The 15697-nt window shown below is 59.6% G+C and carries 13 protein-coding genes and 5 tRNA genes; 13 read left to right on the forward strand and 5 right to left on the reverse strand.

Annotation, left to right across the window (positions count from 1 at the left end; translation table 11 throughout):
* Positions 1-187 precede the first annotated feature (187 nt).
* From C8D72_RS06295 to C8D72_RS06340, 10 genes are all read left to right on the forward strand, one after another.
* Entirely contained in the window at positions 188-2014 is a 1827-nt protein-coding gene (locus C8D72_RS06295; RefSeq protein ID WP_170140514.1) for a tetratricopeptide repeat protein, read from the forward strand.
* Positions 2011-2643, forward strand: a complete 633-nt coding sequence (lolB, locus tag C8D72_RS06300; protein ID WP_245955165.1) for a lipoprotein insertase outer membrane protein LolB — start codon at positions 2011-2013, stop codon at positions 2641-2643. The genes C8D72_RS06295 and lolB overlap by 4 nt, the downstream gene beginning before the upstream one ends.
* Positions 2640-3545, forward strand: a complete 906-nt coding sequence (ispE, locus tag C8D72_RS06305) for a 4-(cytidine 5'-diphospho)-2-C-methyl-D-erythritol kinase (RefSeq protein WP_115853482.1) — start codon at positions 2640-2642, stop codon at positions 3543-3545. Before lolB ends, ispE begins: the two co-directional genes overlap by 4 nt.
* A gap of 34 nt (positions 3546-3579) precedes the next feature.
* Positions 3580-3654 (forward strand) — tRNA-Gln (locus tag C8D72_RS06310).
* A 73-nt stretch (positions 3655-3727) separates the two neighbouring features.
* Positions 3728-4669, forward strand: coding sequence for a ribose-phosphate pyrophosphokinase (locus tag C8D72_RS06315; protein WP_211308766.1), 942 nt, complete (start codon positions 3728-3730; stop codon positions 4667-4669).
* 106 nt (positions 4670-4775) lie between these two features.
* Positions 4776-5459 carry a 50S ribosomal protein L25/general stress protein Ctc gene (locus C8D72_RS06320; RefSeq protein ID WP_115853484.1) on the forward strand — a complete coding sequence of 228 codons (684 nt, stop codon included), beginning with the start codon at positions 4776-4778 and terminating at the stop codon, positions 5457-5459.
* 127 nt (positions 5460-5586) lie between these two features.
* Complete coding sequence (gene pth / locus C8D72_RS06325) at positions 5587-6174, forward strand: aminoacyl-tRNA hydrolase (protein WP_115853485.1); 588 nt, start codon at positions 5587-5589, stop codon at positions 6172-6174.
* A 37-nt stretch (positions 6175-6211) separates the two neighbouring features.
* Positions 6212-7090, forward strand: a complete 879-nt coding sequence (locus C8D72_RS06330) for a DMT family transporter (RefSeq protein ID WP_115853486.1) — start codon at positions 6212-6214, stop codon at positions 7088-7090.
* A gap of 94 nt (positions 7091-7184) precedes the next feature.
* Positions 7185-8276, forward strand: coding sequence for a redox-regulated ATPase YchF (ychF, locus tag C8D72_RS06335; protein ID WP_115853487.1), 1092 nt, complete (start codon positions 7185-7187; stop codon positions 8274-8276).
* 62 nt (positions 8277-8338) lie between these two features.
* Positions 8339-8415 (forward strand) — tRNA-Met (locus C8D72_RS06340).
* A 57-nt stretch (positions 8416-8472) separates the two neighbouring features.
* Here C8D72_RS06340 and C8D72_RS06345 read toward each other — a convergent pair.
* Positions 8473-9780 carry a M18 family aminopeptidase gene (locus tag C8D72_RS06345; protein WP_115853488.1) on the reverse strand — a complete coding sequence of 436 codons (1308 nt, stop codon included), beginning with the start codon at positions 9778-9780 and terminating at the stop codon, positions 8473-8475.
* Between the two features lie 140 nt (positions 9781-9920).
* Between C8D72_RS06345 and C8D72_RS06350 the strand changes: the two genes are divergently transcribed.
* Entirely contained in the window at positions 9921-12125 is a 2205-nt protein-coding gene (locus C8D72_RS06350) for a carboxy terminal-processing peptidase (RefSeq protein ID WP_115853489.1), read from the forward strand.
* 126 nt (positions 12126-12251) lie between these two features.
* Here the strand turns inward: C8D72_RS06350 and C8D72_RS06355 are convergent, their stop codons facing one another.
* The 4 genes from C8D72_RS06355 to C8D72_RS06370 form a co-directional block, all read right to left on the reverse strand.
* Positions 12252-12446 (reverse strand): hypothetical protein, encoded by a 195-nt coding sequence (locus C8D72_RS06355; RefSeq protein ID WP_115853490.1) that lies wholly within the window; start codon positions 12444-12446, stop codon positions 12252-12254.
* A gap of 508 nt (positions 12447-12954) precedes the next feature.
* A tRNA-Asn gene (locus tag C8D72_RS06360) sits at positions 12955-13030 on the reverse strand.
* 22 nt (positions 13031-13052) lie between these two features.
* Positions 13053-13128: transfer RNA gene (locus tag C8D72_RS06365), tRNA-Asn, on the reverse strand.
* 112 nt (positions 13129-13240) lie between these two features.
* Positions 13241-13317 (reverse strand) — tRNA-Met (locus C8D72_RS06370).
* Positions 13318-13577: 260 nt separating this feature from the next.
* On the opposite strand from C8D72_RS06370, the gene betI reads away from it, so the two are divergent.
* Entirely contained in the window at positions 13578-14174 is a 597-nt protein-coding gene (betI, locus tag C8D72_RS06375; protein WP_211308767.1) for a transcriptional regulator BetI, read from the forward strand.
* A gap of 53 nt (positions 14175-14227) precedes the next feature.
* Positions 14228-15697: a betaine-aldehyde dehydrogenase gene (gene betB / locus C8D72_RS06380; RefSeq protein WP_115853492.1), complete on the forward strand. Its 1470-nt coding sequence runs from the start codon at positions 14228-14230 to the stop codon at positions 15695-15697.

Genomic DNA, 15697 nt, shown 5'->3' on the forward strand with positions numbered 1-15697 from the left:
GTCAGGTCAGGTCCGTTATCGGTGATACAGTGCGCATTTCGTGCATGAACGGCATCAGGGGACTGCGTAGTGCCGCGGTGCTCGCACTTCATGGTCGTGCATTCTAACATAGCCCCGGGCGCCGTGGGATGGAACGCTTTCATCAGCTTCATAGCCCCGGCAGGTTTCGCCATCAATGAGGACACGGATGCGCCAACGCACAATATGGCTATCGATGGCCGCCCTGCTGCTGCCCGCGGCACTTTGGCCGACATCTTTTGCGACCGCGAGTGATCAGCCTGCTCCGTCGACCTCTCATGATGTCAACGCCCCAAAGCAGAGTAATGCCTCGCCAGAGCAGCGCAACCCTTCCAGGGAAGGTCTTGACGGGGCCACGCTCGGCGCCCTTCTGGGTGCCGATATTGCTGCACAGCGCGGTGATACCGGGCTTGCAGCCCGCACCTATCTGCAGCAGAGCCAGCGCCACACGGACATTGGCCTGGCCCGACGCGCCACACAGATGGCGCGTCTGGGCAATGACCCGCAGCTGGTTATTGCCGCGGCCAATCACTGGGCGGCGCTGGACAGAAACAGCGCGACTCCCCGCCGTATTCTTGCTGCTGCCGCCGCCGAACAGGGCGAATGGGCAACGGCCATGGCACTGCTGCTGGAAGTCGACGCCAGCGGGCAGGATGCGGATCTCGAGTCGTTTCTGGAAGATGCCATTACCAGCGGCGCCAGCACTGAAGAGCTGCTGGCACCGCTTGAAAGCTATATCACGCGCCATCCCGAACAACCTCATGCACTGACAACGCGTGCCCTGCTTCGATCGTTGCAGGGTAATAACGACGCGGCCAGCCGTGATCTTGAGCGCGCAGAAGCCCTTGATGCCGAGCTGCCGGCGATCTGGCTCGCCCGCAGCCAGATTGCACTGGATCAGGAGGATGCTGCCGGCGCGCTGAAATCCGCCCGGCGCGGCCATGAGCTTGCCCCGCAGGACAACCGCTTCATTCTGGCCATGGCCCAGGCCAATCTGGCCATGGATGATGTCGATGCAGCCGAGAAGCAGTTCGACACCCTGATGCAGGACATGCCGGACAATCTGCAGCTGCGTCTGGCACTGGCCCAGCTTTATCTGCGCAACGATCATCCTGACGCTGCACAGCGTTTGCTGAAGCCGGCTTTGGAAGAGGACAACGCCTCCCCATCCGGCGAGCTTTATATGCTGGCCGGCCTTGTCAGCGAAAGACTCGATGACATCGATCAGGCACTGGCGCTCTATGCCCGTGTCCCCGAAGGCGAACATTTTGCAGGAGCCCGTGTCCGCGGTGTACAGCTGCTGGCAGAGCGTCAGCGCATCGATGACGCCCTGGACTGGCTGCACGATCAGGAAGATGACTACCCCGACCAGTTTGCTGCGCTCATGGAGCTCTCCCTGTCACTGCTGGATCAGAATGATCAGCAGGCGCGGGCCGATCAACTGCTCGACGGCGCCATCGAGGAACGCGCCCCCGATAACAGCGACCTCCTTTATATACGCGCCATTCGCGCCATCGAACATCAGGATCTCGAGGCCATGGAGCGCGACATGCGTACACTGCTCGAGCGCGATCCCGACAATGCCGATGCGCTCAACGCCTTCGGCTATACCCTGACCGAGCAGACCGATCGTCACGAAGAGGCGCTGGAACTGCTTGAGCGCGCCCATCGTCTGGCGCCGGAATCGGCACCGATCATCGACAGCCTGGGCTGGGCGCATTTTCATCTGGGCCAGCTGGATCAGGCCGTGTCGCTGCTCAAGCAGGCCTACGCCCTGATGCCGGATGAAGAGGTCGCAGCGCATCTGGCAGAAGCGCTCTGGGCCAGCGGTGACAGCGAGCAGGCACGACGCATTATCGCAGGGGCCACGACACGCTTTCGCACCCACCCCACCATCGATGATCTGCTGAGCCGCTATCCGCTGCTGACACCGCTCAGCCCGCTGCCAAAAGCCACGGATTCACCCACTGTCACTTCCCAGGAGAACACCCCATGACGTCAGGTAACGCGATCGGTCGCATGCTACAGTTTCTGACCCTCGCCCTGATCGCCCTTCTGGCCGGCTGTGCCACTCAGGCGCCATCGCAGAAGCAAGACCGCCTTCCCGGTGACTGGCGTACCCAGCAGGCACGACTTGAAGCGCTGGATACCTGGACAGCGGCCGGCAAGGTCGGCATTCGTACGCCGGAAGACAGCCAGAGCGCCAACCTCGACTGGACCCAGCGTGCCAATCAATATCGCATCTCGGTCAGCGGTCCCTGGGGTACGGGACGTAACACGCTGGAAGGCGATGGCCGTCAGGTCACGCTCACCAATGGCGATGGCACCTTTCAGGCACCGACGCCCGAGGAACTGATGGCGCAGCAGATGGGCTGGTCGCTGCCGCTTTCTTCGCTGGTCTACTGGGTGCGTGCCCTGCCCGACCCGCGCGGCCCCCACAGCATGAGCAAGGATGATGTCGGCTTTCCCGCCACGCTGGATCAGGCCGGCTGGCATATTGACTATCGCGACTGGATCCAGGCAGACGGCATGTGGCTGCCGCGGCGTATTGTCATGGCCTATGACGACATCCGCACCACGCTGGTCATCAACCGCTGGCAGCCGGGGCAGGCAGAGCTGCCATGAAAGGTAATGCCACGCTGACCCTGCCGGCGCCGGCCAAGCTCAACCGCATGCTGCATATCGTGGGCAAGCGCCCGGACGGCTACCACGAGCTGCAGACCCTGTTTCAGTTTCTGGAACATGGCGACACGCTGCATTTTCGCCTGCGCGATGATGACGCCATTACCCTGTCGCCACAGCTTGACGGCGTCAGTGCCGAGGACAACCTGATCGTTCGCGCCGCCCGGTTACTACAGGGCACCGTCGGTCAGCCGCTGCCGGGTGTGGACATCGCTCTGGAAAAAAGGCTGCCCATGGGCGGCGGCCTGGGAGGTGGTAGCTCCAATGCGGCCACCACCCTGCTGGCGCTCGACCATCTCTGGCAGCTCAATCTGGACACCGACACTCTGGCAACGCTGGGGCTGACGCTGGGTGCCGACGTGCCCGTGTTCGTTCGCGGTTTTGCCGCCTGGGGGGAAGGCGTTGGAGAACGACTGGTGCCGGCGCCGCTGGATACGCCCTGGTTTGTGGTGGTTCATCCCGGGGTAAGCGTGTCCACGGCCGGCGTCTTCGGCCATCCACAATTGACACGTGATACCCCCTTGATTAGTATGTCGCGCGCCCTGCAGGGAGGTCACAACGACTGCGAGGCCGTGGTGCGAAGGCTTGAGCCGGGTATCGGTGAGGTCATTGACCTGCTTCGTCAGCACGGACCTGCCATGCTGACCGGAACCGGCGCCTGCGTTTTCTGCCCCATCGAGGAGGAAGCGGCAGCGCTTGAACTGGAAAGGGAGATACTTTATGGTATCGCCCGGCATGCGTACCCGGACCGCTGGAGCGTCTTCGGGGCACGCGGTTGTAACATCTCTCCCCTGCATCAGGCTCTGAACAGGCTTCGGGTATCATCAAGTACCGGAGTATCATGAAGCATTGAGCGTCAGTGCTTGCATCAAAGGTTACTGGGGTATAGCCAAGTGGTAAGGCACCGGTTTCTGGTACCGGCATTCCCAGGTTCGAGTCCTGGTACCCCAGCCATTTCTTTTCGATGTCACTCACGTTTGACTTCAAACCACCCCGATTTTCTACAAGCGTCCAAAGGTGGCTGCGCGTGTCTAAACTGATGGTCTTCGCGGGGAACGCCAACCCCGAGCTTGCCCGCAAGGTGGCCGAGAGCCTTGATAATCGTCTGGGCCATGCCACGGTCGGTCAGTTCAGCGATGGCGAGATCGCGGTCGAGATCAACGAGAACGTGCGCGGCAAGGACGTTTTTATCCTCCAGTCGACCTGTGCACCGACCAATGACAACCTGATGGAACTGATCCTGATGGTGGATGCCCTGCGTCGGGCCAGCGCGACTCGTATTACTGCCGTGGTGCCCTACTTCGGCTACGCCCGTCAGGATCGTCGCGTGCGTTCGGCACGTGTACCGATTTCTGCCAAGGTCGTTGCTGACATGATGGTCAAGGCCGGCGTGGATCGCGTCATGACCATGGATCTGCACGCCGACCAGATTCAGGGCTTTTTCGACGTTCCAGTCGATAACGTCTACGGTTCGCCCATCCTGCTCGATGACATCGAGCGTCAGAATTACGATGACATCGCCATTGTCTCGCCCGATGTGGGCGGTGTCGTTCGTGCCCGTGCCATCGCCAAGCAGCTCAACGCAGATCTGGCCATCATCGACAAGCGTCGCCCATCGGCCAATCAGGCTCAGGTGATGCACATCATCGGTGATATCAAGGACCGCACCTGCGTGCTGGTCGAAGACATGGTCGACACGGCCGGTACCCTGTGCAAGGCCGCCGAAGCGCTCAAGGCGCACGGCGCCCGACGCGTACTGGCCTATTCGACGCATGCGATCCTGTCGGGTCCGGCGGTCGACAATATTTCAAAATCCCAGCTCGATGAGCTGGTCGTTGCTGACACCATCCCGCTTGCCGAGCATGCCCGTCGCAGCGGCAAGATCCGCCAGCTTTCGGTCGCCGGCCTGATCGCCGAGGCGATCCGTCGTGTCAGCAATGAAGAATCCGTCAGCGCAATGTTCCACTGAACCTGCGCCGGTACTCGCTTTCGCCTGATGCGAAAGCCCGATAAAACGGCACGAGCCTGGTCGCGGGCCGTGTCGTTTTCGACTTGAACCAATGAGGGTCCAACCCATGAAACATGATTATCAACTGACCGCTGTCGCTCGTACGGCGCTGGGGAAAGGTGCGAGCCGCCGCCTGCGTCGTGCGAACGAACGTGTCGCGGCCATCATCTATGGCGGCAGCGCCGAGCCGCAGCCGATCGCCATCGACAAGCCGGCCTTTTACAAGGCACTTGAAGACGAAGCCTTTTTCTCCTCCATCATCAACATCGACATTGATGGCAGCAAGGAGCAGGTCGTCATTCGTGATCTGCAGCGTCACCCCTACAAGGAGCTGATCACGCACGCCGACTTCATGCGCGTTGATGCCACTCACGAGCTGACCATCACCGTACCGCTGCACTTTGCAGGCGACGAAGAGTGCAAGGGCGTTCGTGAACAGGACGGTGTCCTGCACGTACTGGCCAATGACGTCGAAGTCAGCTGCCTGCCGGCCGATCTTCCCGAGTATCTGGAAGTCAACGTGGCCAACATGGAACTGGGCGACACCCTGCACCTGTCCGATATCCCGATGCCGAAGGGCGTCACCGTTGTGGCGCTGACCCATGGCGAAGACCACGACATGGGCATCGTGACCGTGACACATCCGGATCGCGGCACCGATGAAGAAGGCGACGGCGAAGAGGAAGACGCTTCTGACGCTGACGTTCAGCGCCCCGAAGCCGACAACGGTGGCGAGGGCGAGCAGGTCTAAGGTGGGGTTTGCCATCTGATGCCTGACGGCCGGTCGGGCCGGGCCATATGCCCGGGCCGCCCGGCCGTTCTGATGTATGACCTGCATGCACCGCAGGGCGTTGTGATTACAAAAGCGAGAACGCCTCATGAGCGATATCAAAGCGATCATAGGGCTGGGCAATCCGGGCGCCCAGTACACGCAGACCCGTCATAATGCCGGCTTCTGGCTGATCGATGCGCTGGCCGGTCGCTATCACACCACGCTGCGCAGCGAGCGCAAGCTGCTCGGCCACTACGCTCGCGCCACCATCGAGGGGCAGGATATTCATCTGCTGGCCCCGACGACCTACATGAATCACAGCGGCCAGTCGATTGGCGCGCTGGCCGCCTTTTACAAGCTGCCGCCCGAATCACTGCTGATCGTGCATGACGAGCTGGACCTCTCCTCCGGCCAGGCCCGCTACAAGCAGGGCGGCGGCCATGGCGGCCACAATGGCCTGCGCGATACCATCAATGCCCTGAGTCAGAACAAGAACTTCCACCGCCTGAGACTGGGCATCGGCCATCCCGGCAGTGCCAGTCAGGTGGTCAATTACGTGCTGGGCGCCCCGGGCAAGAGCGAGCGCCGGGCCATCGATGAGGCCATCGAGGCCTCGCTCGAGACCCTCCCACTGGCGCTGTCCGGCGACTGGGCCCGCGCCATGAATCAACTTCACAGTTTCAGCGCAGCCTAGCCTTGCGCGACGATCCTCGCTGCAGGAGCTTTCTGTCATGACGCTTGAACGCCTTGTACCGCTGGCCTTTGTCGGCATCTGGTCTACCGGCTTTATTGCCGCCCGCCTGGTCGCCCCCTGGACCGATCCGCTTACTTTCCTGAGCTATCGGTTCTTCCTCAGCGCGCTGGTGTTCATGCTGATTGCACAGGCCGTCGGCGCCCGCTGGCCGCGCGGACGGGCGGCCTGGACGCGAGCATTGCTGGTAGGGATTCTGCTGCAAAGCCTCTATCTGGGCGGCGTTTTCTGGGCCGTCGATCGCGGCCTGCCGGCAGGCGTAGCGGCGCTGGTGGTCGGGCTTCAGCCGCTGGCCACCACCCTTTTCGCCGGCTCGATGCTCGATGAGCGACCCGACACTCGCCAGTGGCTGGGCGTGCTGCTCGGTCTTGTCGGCACCCTGCTGGTCCTGCTGCCCGGGCTGGAAACGGATCTCGGCGAGATTGATCCGCTGCCGCTGGTGGCCGTACTGATTGCCATGCTGAGCATTACGCTGGGCACCATCTGGCAGAAACGAACCGGTCCCGGTGCCGATCTTCGCACCAACGCTGCCATTCAGTTCATCGGCGCCCTTGTGGTCACCCTCCCGCTGGCGATGGCCACTGAAAGCATGCGCTTCGAATCAAACTGGCAGGCCTGGACCGGCCTTTTATGGTCGGTCTTTGGCCTGTCGGTAGGCGCCATCTCGCTACTGCTGGTCATGATACGCCGTGGCTCGGTGTCGAGCGTGGCATCGCTTTTTTATCTGGTGCCACCGGTCGTGGCGCTTCTAAGCTGGCTTTTGTTTGATGAAACGCTGGGCCCGTTACAGGTCGGCGGCATGGTGCTTGCCGCCTGCGGCGTAGGCCTTGCCAGCCGCCGGACCTCGCCCGGACGGTAGCGACCCGACCGCGGCAACAGGTAAACTTCGCGCCATATGGCCCGAACAGCGGGTCGAATACAAAACATCGCCCTACACTGCAGGATGCACCTCCATGGGATTCAATTGCGGTATTGTCGGCCTGCCCAACGTGGGCAAATCGACCCTTTTCAATGCCCTGACCAAGTCAGGCATCGATGCAGAAAACTTCCCCTTCTGCACCATCGAACCCAATACCGGCCTCGTGCCGATGCCGGACCCTCGCCTTGATCGGCTGGCAGAAATCGTCAAGCCGGAGAAGGTCATCCCGACCACCATGGAGTTCGTGGATATCGCAGGCCTAGTGGCCGGCGCCTCCAAGGGTGAAGGACTGGGCAATCAGTTTCTGGCCAATATTCGTGAAACCGATGCGATCGCGCACGTGGTGCGCTGTTTCGACGATGACAACGTGATTCACGTGTCCAACGAGGTCGACCCGCGTGCCGATATTGAAACCATCAATATCGAGCTGGCCCTGGCGGACCTGGATAGCGTCGAGCGTGGCCTGCAGCGCCTGGCCCGCACGGTCAAAAGCGGTGACAAGGATGCCATCGCCAGCAAGGCGCTGCTGGAGCGTATTCAGCCGCATCTGGCGGAAGGTCAGCCGCTGCGCAGCTTCGGTCTGAATGACGACGAGAAGAAACTGCTCAGAAGCTTTGGCTTTCTCACCCTCAAGCCCACCATGTACATCGCCAACGTTCATGAAGAGGGTTTTGATAACAACCCGCACCTGGAGGTGGTGAATACCATCGCCGCCGAAGAAGGTGCCGTGGTGGTGCCGGTCTGCAACAAGATCGAGGCCGAAATCGCCGAGCTCGAGGAAGAAGAGCGTGCCATGTTCCTTGACGAGCTTGGCATGGAAGAGCCCGGGCTGGACCGCGTGATTCGTGCCGGCTACGGTCTTCTGGGCCTTCAGACCTACTTCACTGCCGGCGTCAAGGAAGTTCGTGCCTGGACGGTGCCGGTCGGGGCCACCGCTCCGCAGGGGGCCGGGGTGATCCACACCGATTTCCAGAAAGGCTTCATCCGCGCTGAAGTCGTCGCCTACGAGGACTTTGTCTCCCTGAACGGTGAACAGGGCGCCAAGGAAGCCGGCAAATGGCGTCTGGAGGGCAAGGAGTATGTGCTCAAGGACGGCGACGTGGTGCATTTCCGCTTCAACGTCTGAGAACGCCGGCACAGGGGCTTGACGTTTTGATAGGCCTTGCGTAGTATGCGCTCGCGTTGCACGGCTACGTAGCTCAGCTGGTTAGAGCACATCACTCATAATGATGGGGTCCCCTGTTCGAATCAGGGCGTAGCCACCAGATATGAAAAAACGGCATCTTCGGATGCCGTTTTTTTATGCCTGCTCTGCAGACCGCTCAGACAAGCTGCTCGCGATTACAAAATGCTGTCAGCGCACGGATCAGATAGTCGGGATCATGCGCCCCCGCCGTTTCGCGAATGGAATGCATTGCCCACTGGGCCAGGCCGATATCCAGCGTCGGCACCCCGGTACGCGTCGCCGTGAGCGGCCCGATCGTGGTCCCACACGGCATGTCGGCACGGCTGACGAAGGTCTGTACCGGCACATCCGCCTCACGACACAGCTCGCGAAAGAGCGCACCGGTGGCGGCATTCGTGGCATAGCGCTGGCTGACATTGACCTTGATGACAGGGCCTCGGTTCAGTGCCGGCTGATGGCGCGCGTCATGCTTGTCGAGATAGTTCGGATGCACGGCATGCGCGTTGTCGCAGGAGATCAGGCGCGATGACTGTAAAAGCCGGATACGCGCCTCGGCACCGCCCGTGCCCTGCGCTTCGGCCAGACGTGACACGACATCGCCCAACAGCGTGCCCTGTGCCCCGCCGGTGCTGCCGCTGCCGATCTCTTCGTGATCGTTGGCAACAAACAGCGCGCCCTGACTGCCGTCACTTTCCATCAGCGCGCGCATGCCGCAATAGCACGACAGCAGATTATCCAGACGCGCCCCGCTGATCATCTCACCCTCAAGGCCCAGCCGTGATGCAGGCTGTGCATCATAAAAGCTCAACTCATAATCAACGATGCCGATATCTTCCAGGCCATGCTGATCACGAAGCCAGCGCTTGAGCAGCGATTCGATCGAAGGCGGCGCCTGCCCGGAACCGGCCTGCCAGACCACGGGCGCCATCTGAGTCTGGGCATTGAGCGCCTTGCCCTGATTGACGTCACGATCAAGATGAATGGCAAGGCTCGGGATGACGGCAACGGGCCGGTCCACCTTAAAGAGCTGCTCGCGGAGCCCGCCCTGATCGTCGCGAAGATAGACGCGCCCGGCGATGGCCAGGTCCCGATCAAACCAGGGTGCCAGCAGAGCGCCGCCATAGACTTCGACGCCCAGCCGCATCCAGTCTGCTGACATCTGCACGGGCTGGGGCTTCAGGCGCAGCGCGGGGCTATCGGTATGGGCACCTACCATGCGAAGCGCCTCAAGCGGCCCTTCGGGCAACTGAAAGGCTACCAGGGCGCCACCGGCACGGGTGCAGTAATAACGCTTTCCGGGAACCAGCTGCCATGGCTGCGTTTCATCCAGCGCTCTGAAACCCGCGGATTCAAGACGCGAGGCCATCTCCTCGACCGCATGCCACGGTGTAGGGGAACACTTGAGAAAATCGAACAAATCAGTAATTGTCGAGGAATGAGACACGTAATTCTCCCATACTACCTATCGTTGTTAAGGACGTCGGCCTGCTACAATGACGGCCCTGCCTGCTGACCTGCAACAGACCCTTTTAATCCTGTATTAACAGCACACAAAGTGTACATGAACCCGGGAGTGCTTCCTTGATGAGCCTGTTTGCCCCAGCCCGCAATATTGCGGTGTTCGCTCTGTGCCTTTTGACTGCCCTGCCCGCAATGGGCGATGAGGCAATCAAGCCAACCGACGAGGGGCGACAGGCGTCTCGGGAAGTCATTCAGTCGCTGGAATATGGCCACTATGAACCTGTAACCCTCAACAATGACTGGGCAGACAGAGTTTTCAGTCGCATGCTGAAACTGCTGGATTCCCAGCACGCCTATCTGACCCGGGAAGATATCGCGCAGTTCAGCGATCTGCGTACCGGCCTCGATGAGATGCTGGTAGAAGGCGACCTGGATCGCGTCTATGCGTTTTACAATCTCTACCAGACGCGGCTGGAAAACCGGCTCGAATGGCTGGTGAATCGACTCGAAAACCAGCCCGATTTCGATTTCACCGATAATGAACGTCTGCCGACCAATCTTGAAGACGCTGGCTGGGCAGAAAGCCAGAATGAACTGGATGATCTCTGGCGCAGACGCCTCAAGAATGCTGCCCTGACGCTCTCCCTCGCCCCGCAAACCTCGGATGAGACCCCGGTGGTCGACACCAGTGTCCTTTCCGAAATTGCCACCATTCCGGCCCGGGTCTCCGAGCCCGAAACGCACGCCGGCGATGAAGGCAAACCCATGAGCAGCGAGAAGATCACCAAACAGCTGGCCGATCGATACAGGAGTCAGCTGTCCCGGCTTAAACAGACCAATACCGAGGATGTGTTAAGCGTTGTTCTCAATGCCGCCACGGGTTCCATTGATCCACATTCCGAATACCTCTCTCCGAGCCGCGGTCAGTCCTTCGATATCCAGATGAAGCTGTCACTGGAAGGTATTGGCGCTCTTCTCCAGCAGGACAGCGAATACGTTCGCGTCTCGAGTCTGGTCTCCGGCGGCCCTGCCGAGCGCAGCGGACAACTCAAGCCGGCGGATCGCATCGTGGCCGTGGGTGATGGCGACAATGGTGAAATGATCAGCGTCATTGGCATGCGTCTTGATGAAGTCGTTGAGCATATTCGTGGCCCGAAGGGCTCAAAGGTGCGCCTGGAAATCATCCCGGCGAAAGCCATTGATGTGACCCAGACGCGCACCATCGAAATCACGCGCGATACCGTCAGCCTGGAAGATCAGGCAGCCAGCAGTCGCGTCATCGAGACCCAACGCAATGGCGAAAGCCATCGTGTCGGGGTGATCAAGGTACCGGCCTTTTATGTCGACTTTGATGCCTATCAGGCAGGCGATCAGAACTATCGCAGCTCGACACGCGATGTCGCCAAACTGATCGAAAAGCTGAAGACGCAGAATGTGGAAGGCATCGTGCTGGACATGCGCGGCAATGGCGGCGGCGCGCTGCAGGAGGCCAATTCGATGGTGGGTCTCTTTATCGATCGCGGCCCCACGGTACAGGTTCGTGATGCCCGCGGGCGCATCAGTTTGTATGGCGATACGGATCGCGGCGTCGCCTATGATGGTCCGCTGGGTGTGCTGGTCGACAGACTCTCTGCTTCCGCCTCGGAAATCTTTGCCGGCGCCATCCAGGACTACGGCCGCGGCCTGGTACTGGGCAATCAGACCTTCGGCAAGGGGACGGTCCAGACGCTCAGCGACCTGAGCCACGGCGAACTGAAGCTGACACGCGCCAAGTTCTATCGAATTTCCGGAGAGAGTACCCAGCTGCGCGGCGTGGAACCGGATATCGCCTTCCCGAGTCTGATCGACAAGGATGAAATCGGCGAGAGCGCTCTCGACTATGCCCTGCCATGGGATACGGTACGCCCGGTCAGCTATCGCCTGTATGGCGAACCCTGGCAGTTCGTGAATCAGCTCAGGCAAAAGCACGAGCAGCGCGCTCAAGGCAATCCCAACTTTCATTACCTGATGCGCGAGGCGCAGCTGGCCGAGCAGTTCCAGGCGCAGAACAATACGGTCAGTCTCAATCGGGAACAGAGGCAGCGCGAAATGGAGGCCCAGGAAGCCGAGCAGCTGGCGCTTGAAAATCAGCGGCGACGCGCGCTCGGGTTACCGGAAATCGATACATGGACCGATGCCCGTGATGAGGCGCTGAAAACCGGGCAGGACGCGGACTCCGAATCGCCCATTCAGCAGGCAGCCATGGAAGAGAGCGTTGAAATCCTGCTCGACTATGCGCTATTGGTGAATACACGCCAAAAGGCAGGCCCTTCCTCTTCTCGTCAGTAACCGCACCTGAAACAAAGGGGGCTACCTGTATTAACAGGCAGCCCCTTTTTATTGTTGGAAGGACCAGACACTGTCTCAATATTTAATGTCGCATTTCATCAACACAACAAAAAATGACTAATTAAATTATGCCTGCTGGATGAGTTCCAATATTTTGATGGTGTCGTGATAACTCATATTATAACTCTGCATCAGCGCTTCAAGCTCCTCGGAAAAAGCGGGTCTGGCGGGCTCTTCCTTTTCAAGGCCTCTCAGCATTTCGCCAAGCTGATTATCAAGCGACCATTTGTCCTTGATGGATAAACTTCTCTCGCGAGGCATTCTTCTACATTCCTGAAATTATTGATGTTACGAATGGATATGGTGCCAACAGGCATGGGCAGGCAATGATATTGAAACGGGCAGACCGCCTGTCACGCGCTGACTTTGCAGACTGATGCAATGCGTCGACAACGACTATAGTCTGTTAAAACCACATGCCGATAACGCGTGAACGGAAAGTCGCCAACCGGCAGAATAGAATTAACAACCCGATACAGGATATTGAAAATACAGGAGCAGCGAAAACCGTTCACGGTCATGAACCGCAATTGCTTATAACAAACGCGATTTATCGAGTCAAACGGAGGCTGGAAGATACCTTGATATAATCGCCATCAAATCCAGGTAAATAATCCAGAATAGACTGGCCAAGATGGACCGGATAATAGCGATCAAAAAATCGTGCGCGGGATTGGGTTAAACGAAGTATACAGCGCAGGAACTAACAGACAGACAGTACGAGAGAGAAGTGCTTCGCGTCACCTACGCATCATGATCATGCAGTAAATGGCTCCCTGAGCAGGACTCGAACCTGCGACCCAATGATTAACAGTCATTTGCTCTACCAACTGAGCTATCAGGGAACAACGAAGTATCAGATTTTATTGGCTCCCCGAACAGGACTCGAACCTGTGACCCAATGATTAACAGTCATTTGCTCTACCAACTGAGCTATCGGGGAATCTCTTTCCGATTACGCGGCGTAGTATACGTATTTCAGAAAAAACGTCAAGGTCCTGATAAAGACCCGGGCATTATTCATGTCATGAAACTACACGAACATTGCCTGTCGCTGGTGGCTACGCCCTGATTCGAACAGGGGACCCCATCATTATGAGTGATGTGCTCTAACCAGCTGAGCTACGTAGCCAGCGACCGTGCGCATTGTACAGAAGCGCCATGGGTATGCCAATCCCTCGAAGAGCGTCGCCTCAGGGATCGTGAATTCTTCCCGGACTGGCACCCTCTTTTGTGTGAGGCCCACATTCATGAAATTACTCAGGCCTGCCCTGCAGCCGTCATGCCCTGCACGCGAGCAGAACCAGCCCAAACCCTTTATTGATTGTCCGTTCAATAAAAAAAGCTTACTCTGGGTATCACAAGAGGCCTTCCATTACAGGAGAGGGAGCAGTGCCCAAGGTAGGTATGGAGCCCATTCGGCGGCAGCAGTTGATCGACGCCACCATGGCCATCATCGACGAAGCCGGTCTGGCGGACAGCACCATCATGCAGATTTCGCGGCGTGCCGGCGTTTCTGCCGGGATTATCAGCCACTATTTTGGCGGCAAGGACGGCCTCCTCGAGGCCACCATGCGCCACATTCTCGGCGATCTCGGTAAATCGGTGGCCAGGCGACGCCAGGCGCTGAACAGCAATGATGCAAAAGCGCATCTTTATGCGATTGTGGAAAGCAACTTTGACCGCAGTCAGGTCAGTCAGGCGGTGATGAAGACATGGCTGGCCTTCTGGACCACCAGCATGCACAAGCCCAATCTGCAGCGACTGCAAAGGGTCAACGACCGTCGTCTCTACTCCAATATCAGCCATCAGTTCAGAAAGCATCTGCCCCCTGCTCAGGCACGCCCTGCCGCTCAGGGTCTGGCGGCACTCATCGACGGTCTGTGGCTGCGTGGTGCGCTGGCACCGGAAAAGTTTGATACCTCGAATGCCGTCGCGCTGGCCCGTCGCTATATCGATGAGCAGCTTGATGGCGGCAACACAGCCTGACGCCGTGCTCTAGTTCTGGCACTTCGACTTCCACTGTTTATCCGGGAGGCCCCATGGCCCTGTTCGATCCCCAGCAGCTCTATATTGATGGCAAGCGCGTTGACGCGACCTCGGGTGAGACCTTTGAGTCCATCAATCCTTACAACGGTGACGTACTGGCCGAGATTCAGCAGGCCTCTCAGGGTGATATTGACCGCGCCGTCGAGTCCGCACGTCGCGGTCAGAAGATCTGGGGGGCAATGACCGGTGTCGAGCGCGCACGCGTTCTCAATCGTGCCGTGGCCCTGCTGCGCGAAAGAAACGACGAGATTGCCCGCATCGAATCTCTGGATACCGGCAAGCCGCTGAGCGAAACCACGGCCGTAGACATTGTCACCGGCGCCGACCAGCTCGAATACTACGCAGGCCTGGCCGCCGCGGTCGAAGGCGAGCAGATTCCCATCCGTTCTGACTCCTTTGCCTACACCCGTCGTGAGCCGCTGGGCGTCTGTGCCGGCATCGGTGCATGGAACTACCCGATCCAGATTGCCTGCTGGAAATCGGCGCCGGCGCTGGCCACCGGCAATGCCATGATTTTAAAACCCAGCGAAGTTACCCCGCTGACCACGCTGATGGTGGCCGAAATTTTCACCGAGGCCGGTCTGCCGGACGGCGTGTTCAACGTCGTGCAGGGCGATGGTCGCGTCGGCGCGATGCTGACCGAGCACCCTGGCATCGACAAGATCTCCTTTACCGGCGAGGCCGACACTGGCAAGAAGGTCATGGCGGCGTCTGCGTCATCATCACTGAAGGAAGTCACCATGGAGCTGGGCGGCAAGTCGCCCCTGCTCGTCTTTGCCGATGCCGATCTTGATCGCGCCGCCGATGGGGCGATGATGGCCAACTTCTACTCCACCGGCCAGGTCTGCACCAACGGCACGCGCGTGTTCGTGGAACGCTCGGTCAAGGAAGCCTTTGAAGCGAAGCTGCTCGAGCGCGTCGAGCGCGTGAAGGCTGGTGACCCGCTGGACCCGGCCACCAACTTCGGCCCGCTGGTCAGCTTCGAGCATCTGGAAAAGGTCTGCGACTATCTGGAAGCCGGCCGCCAGGACGGCGCACGTCTGCTGGTGGGCGGTGCACGCATGACCGAGGGTGACTTCGGCAAGGGGGCGTTTGTGGCCCCCACCATATTTACCGACTGCAGCGATGACATGCGCATCGTGAAGGAAGAGATTTTTGGGCCCGTGATGTCGATTCTGGCCTTTGACGATGAAGAGGAAGTCATTCGCCGCGCCAACGACACCGAATACGGCCTGGCCGCCGGGCTATTCACCGAAGGGCTCAACCGCGCGCATCGCGTGGTGCACCAGCTCGAAGCCGGCATCTGCTGGGTCAACACCTGGGGCGACAGTCCGGCACAGATGCCGGTCGGCGGCTACAAGCAGTCCGGCGTGGGCCGCGAAAACGGCCTGCTGACGCTTTCGCACTATACCAGGGTCAAATCCGTCCAGATCGAGATGGGCCCGTTTGAATCGGCGTTTTGA

Origin of the sequence: Kushneria indalinina DSM 14324 (genome assembly GCF_003385845.1) — a bacterium.
Taxonomy (GTDB): Bacteria; Pseudomonadota; Gammaproteobacteria; order Pseudomonadales; family Halomonadaceae; genus Kushneria; species Kushneria indalinina.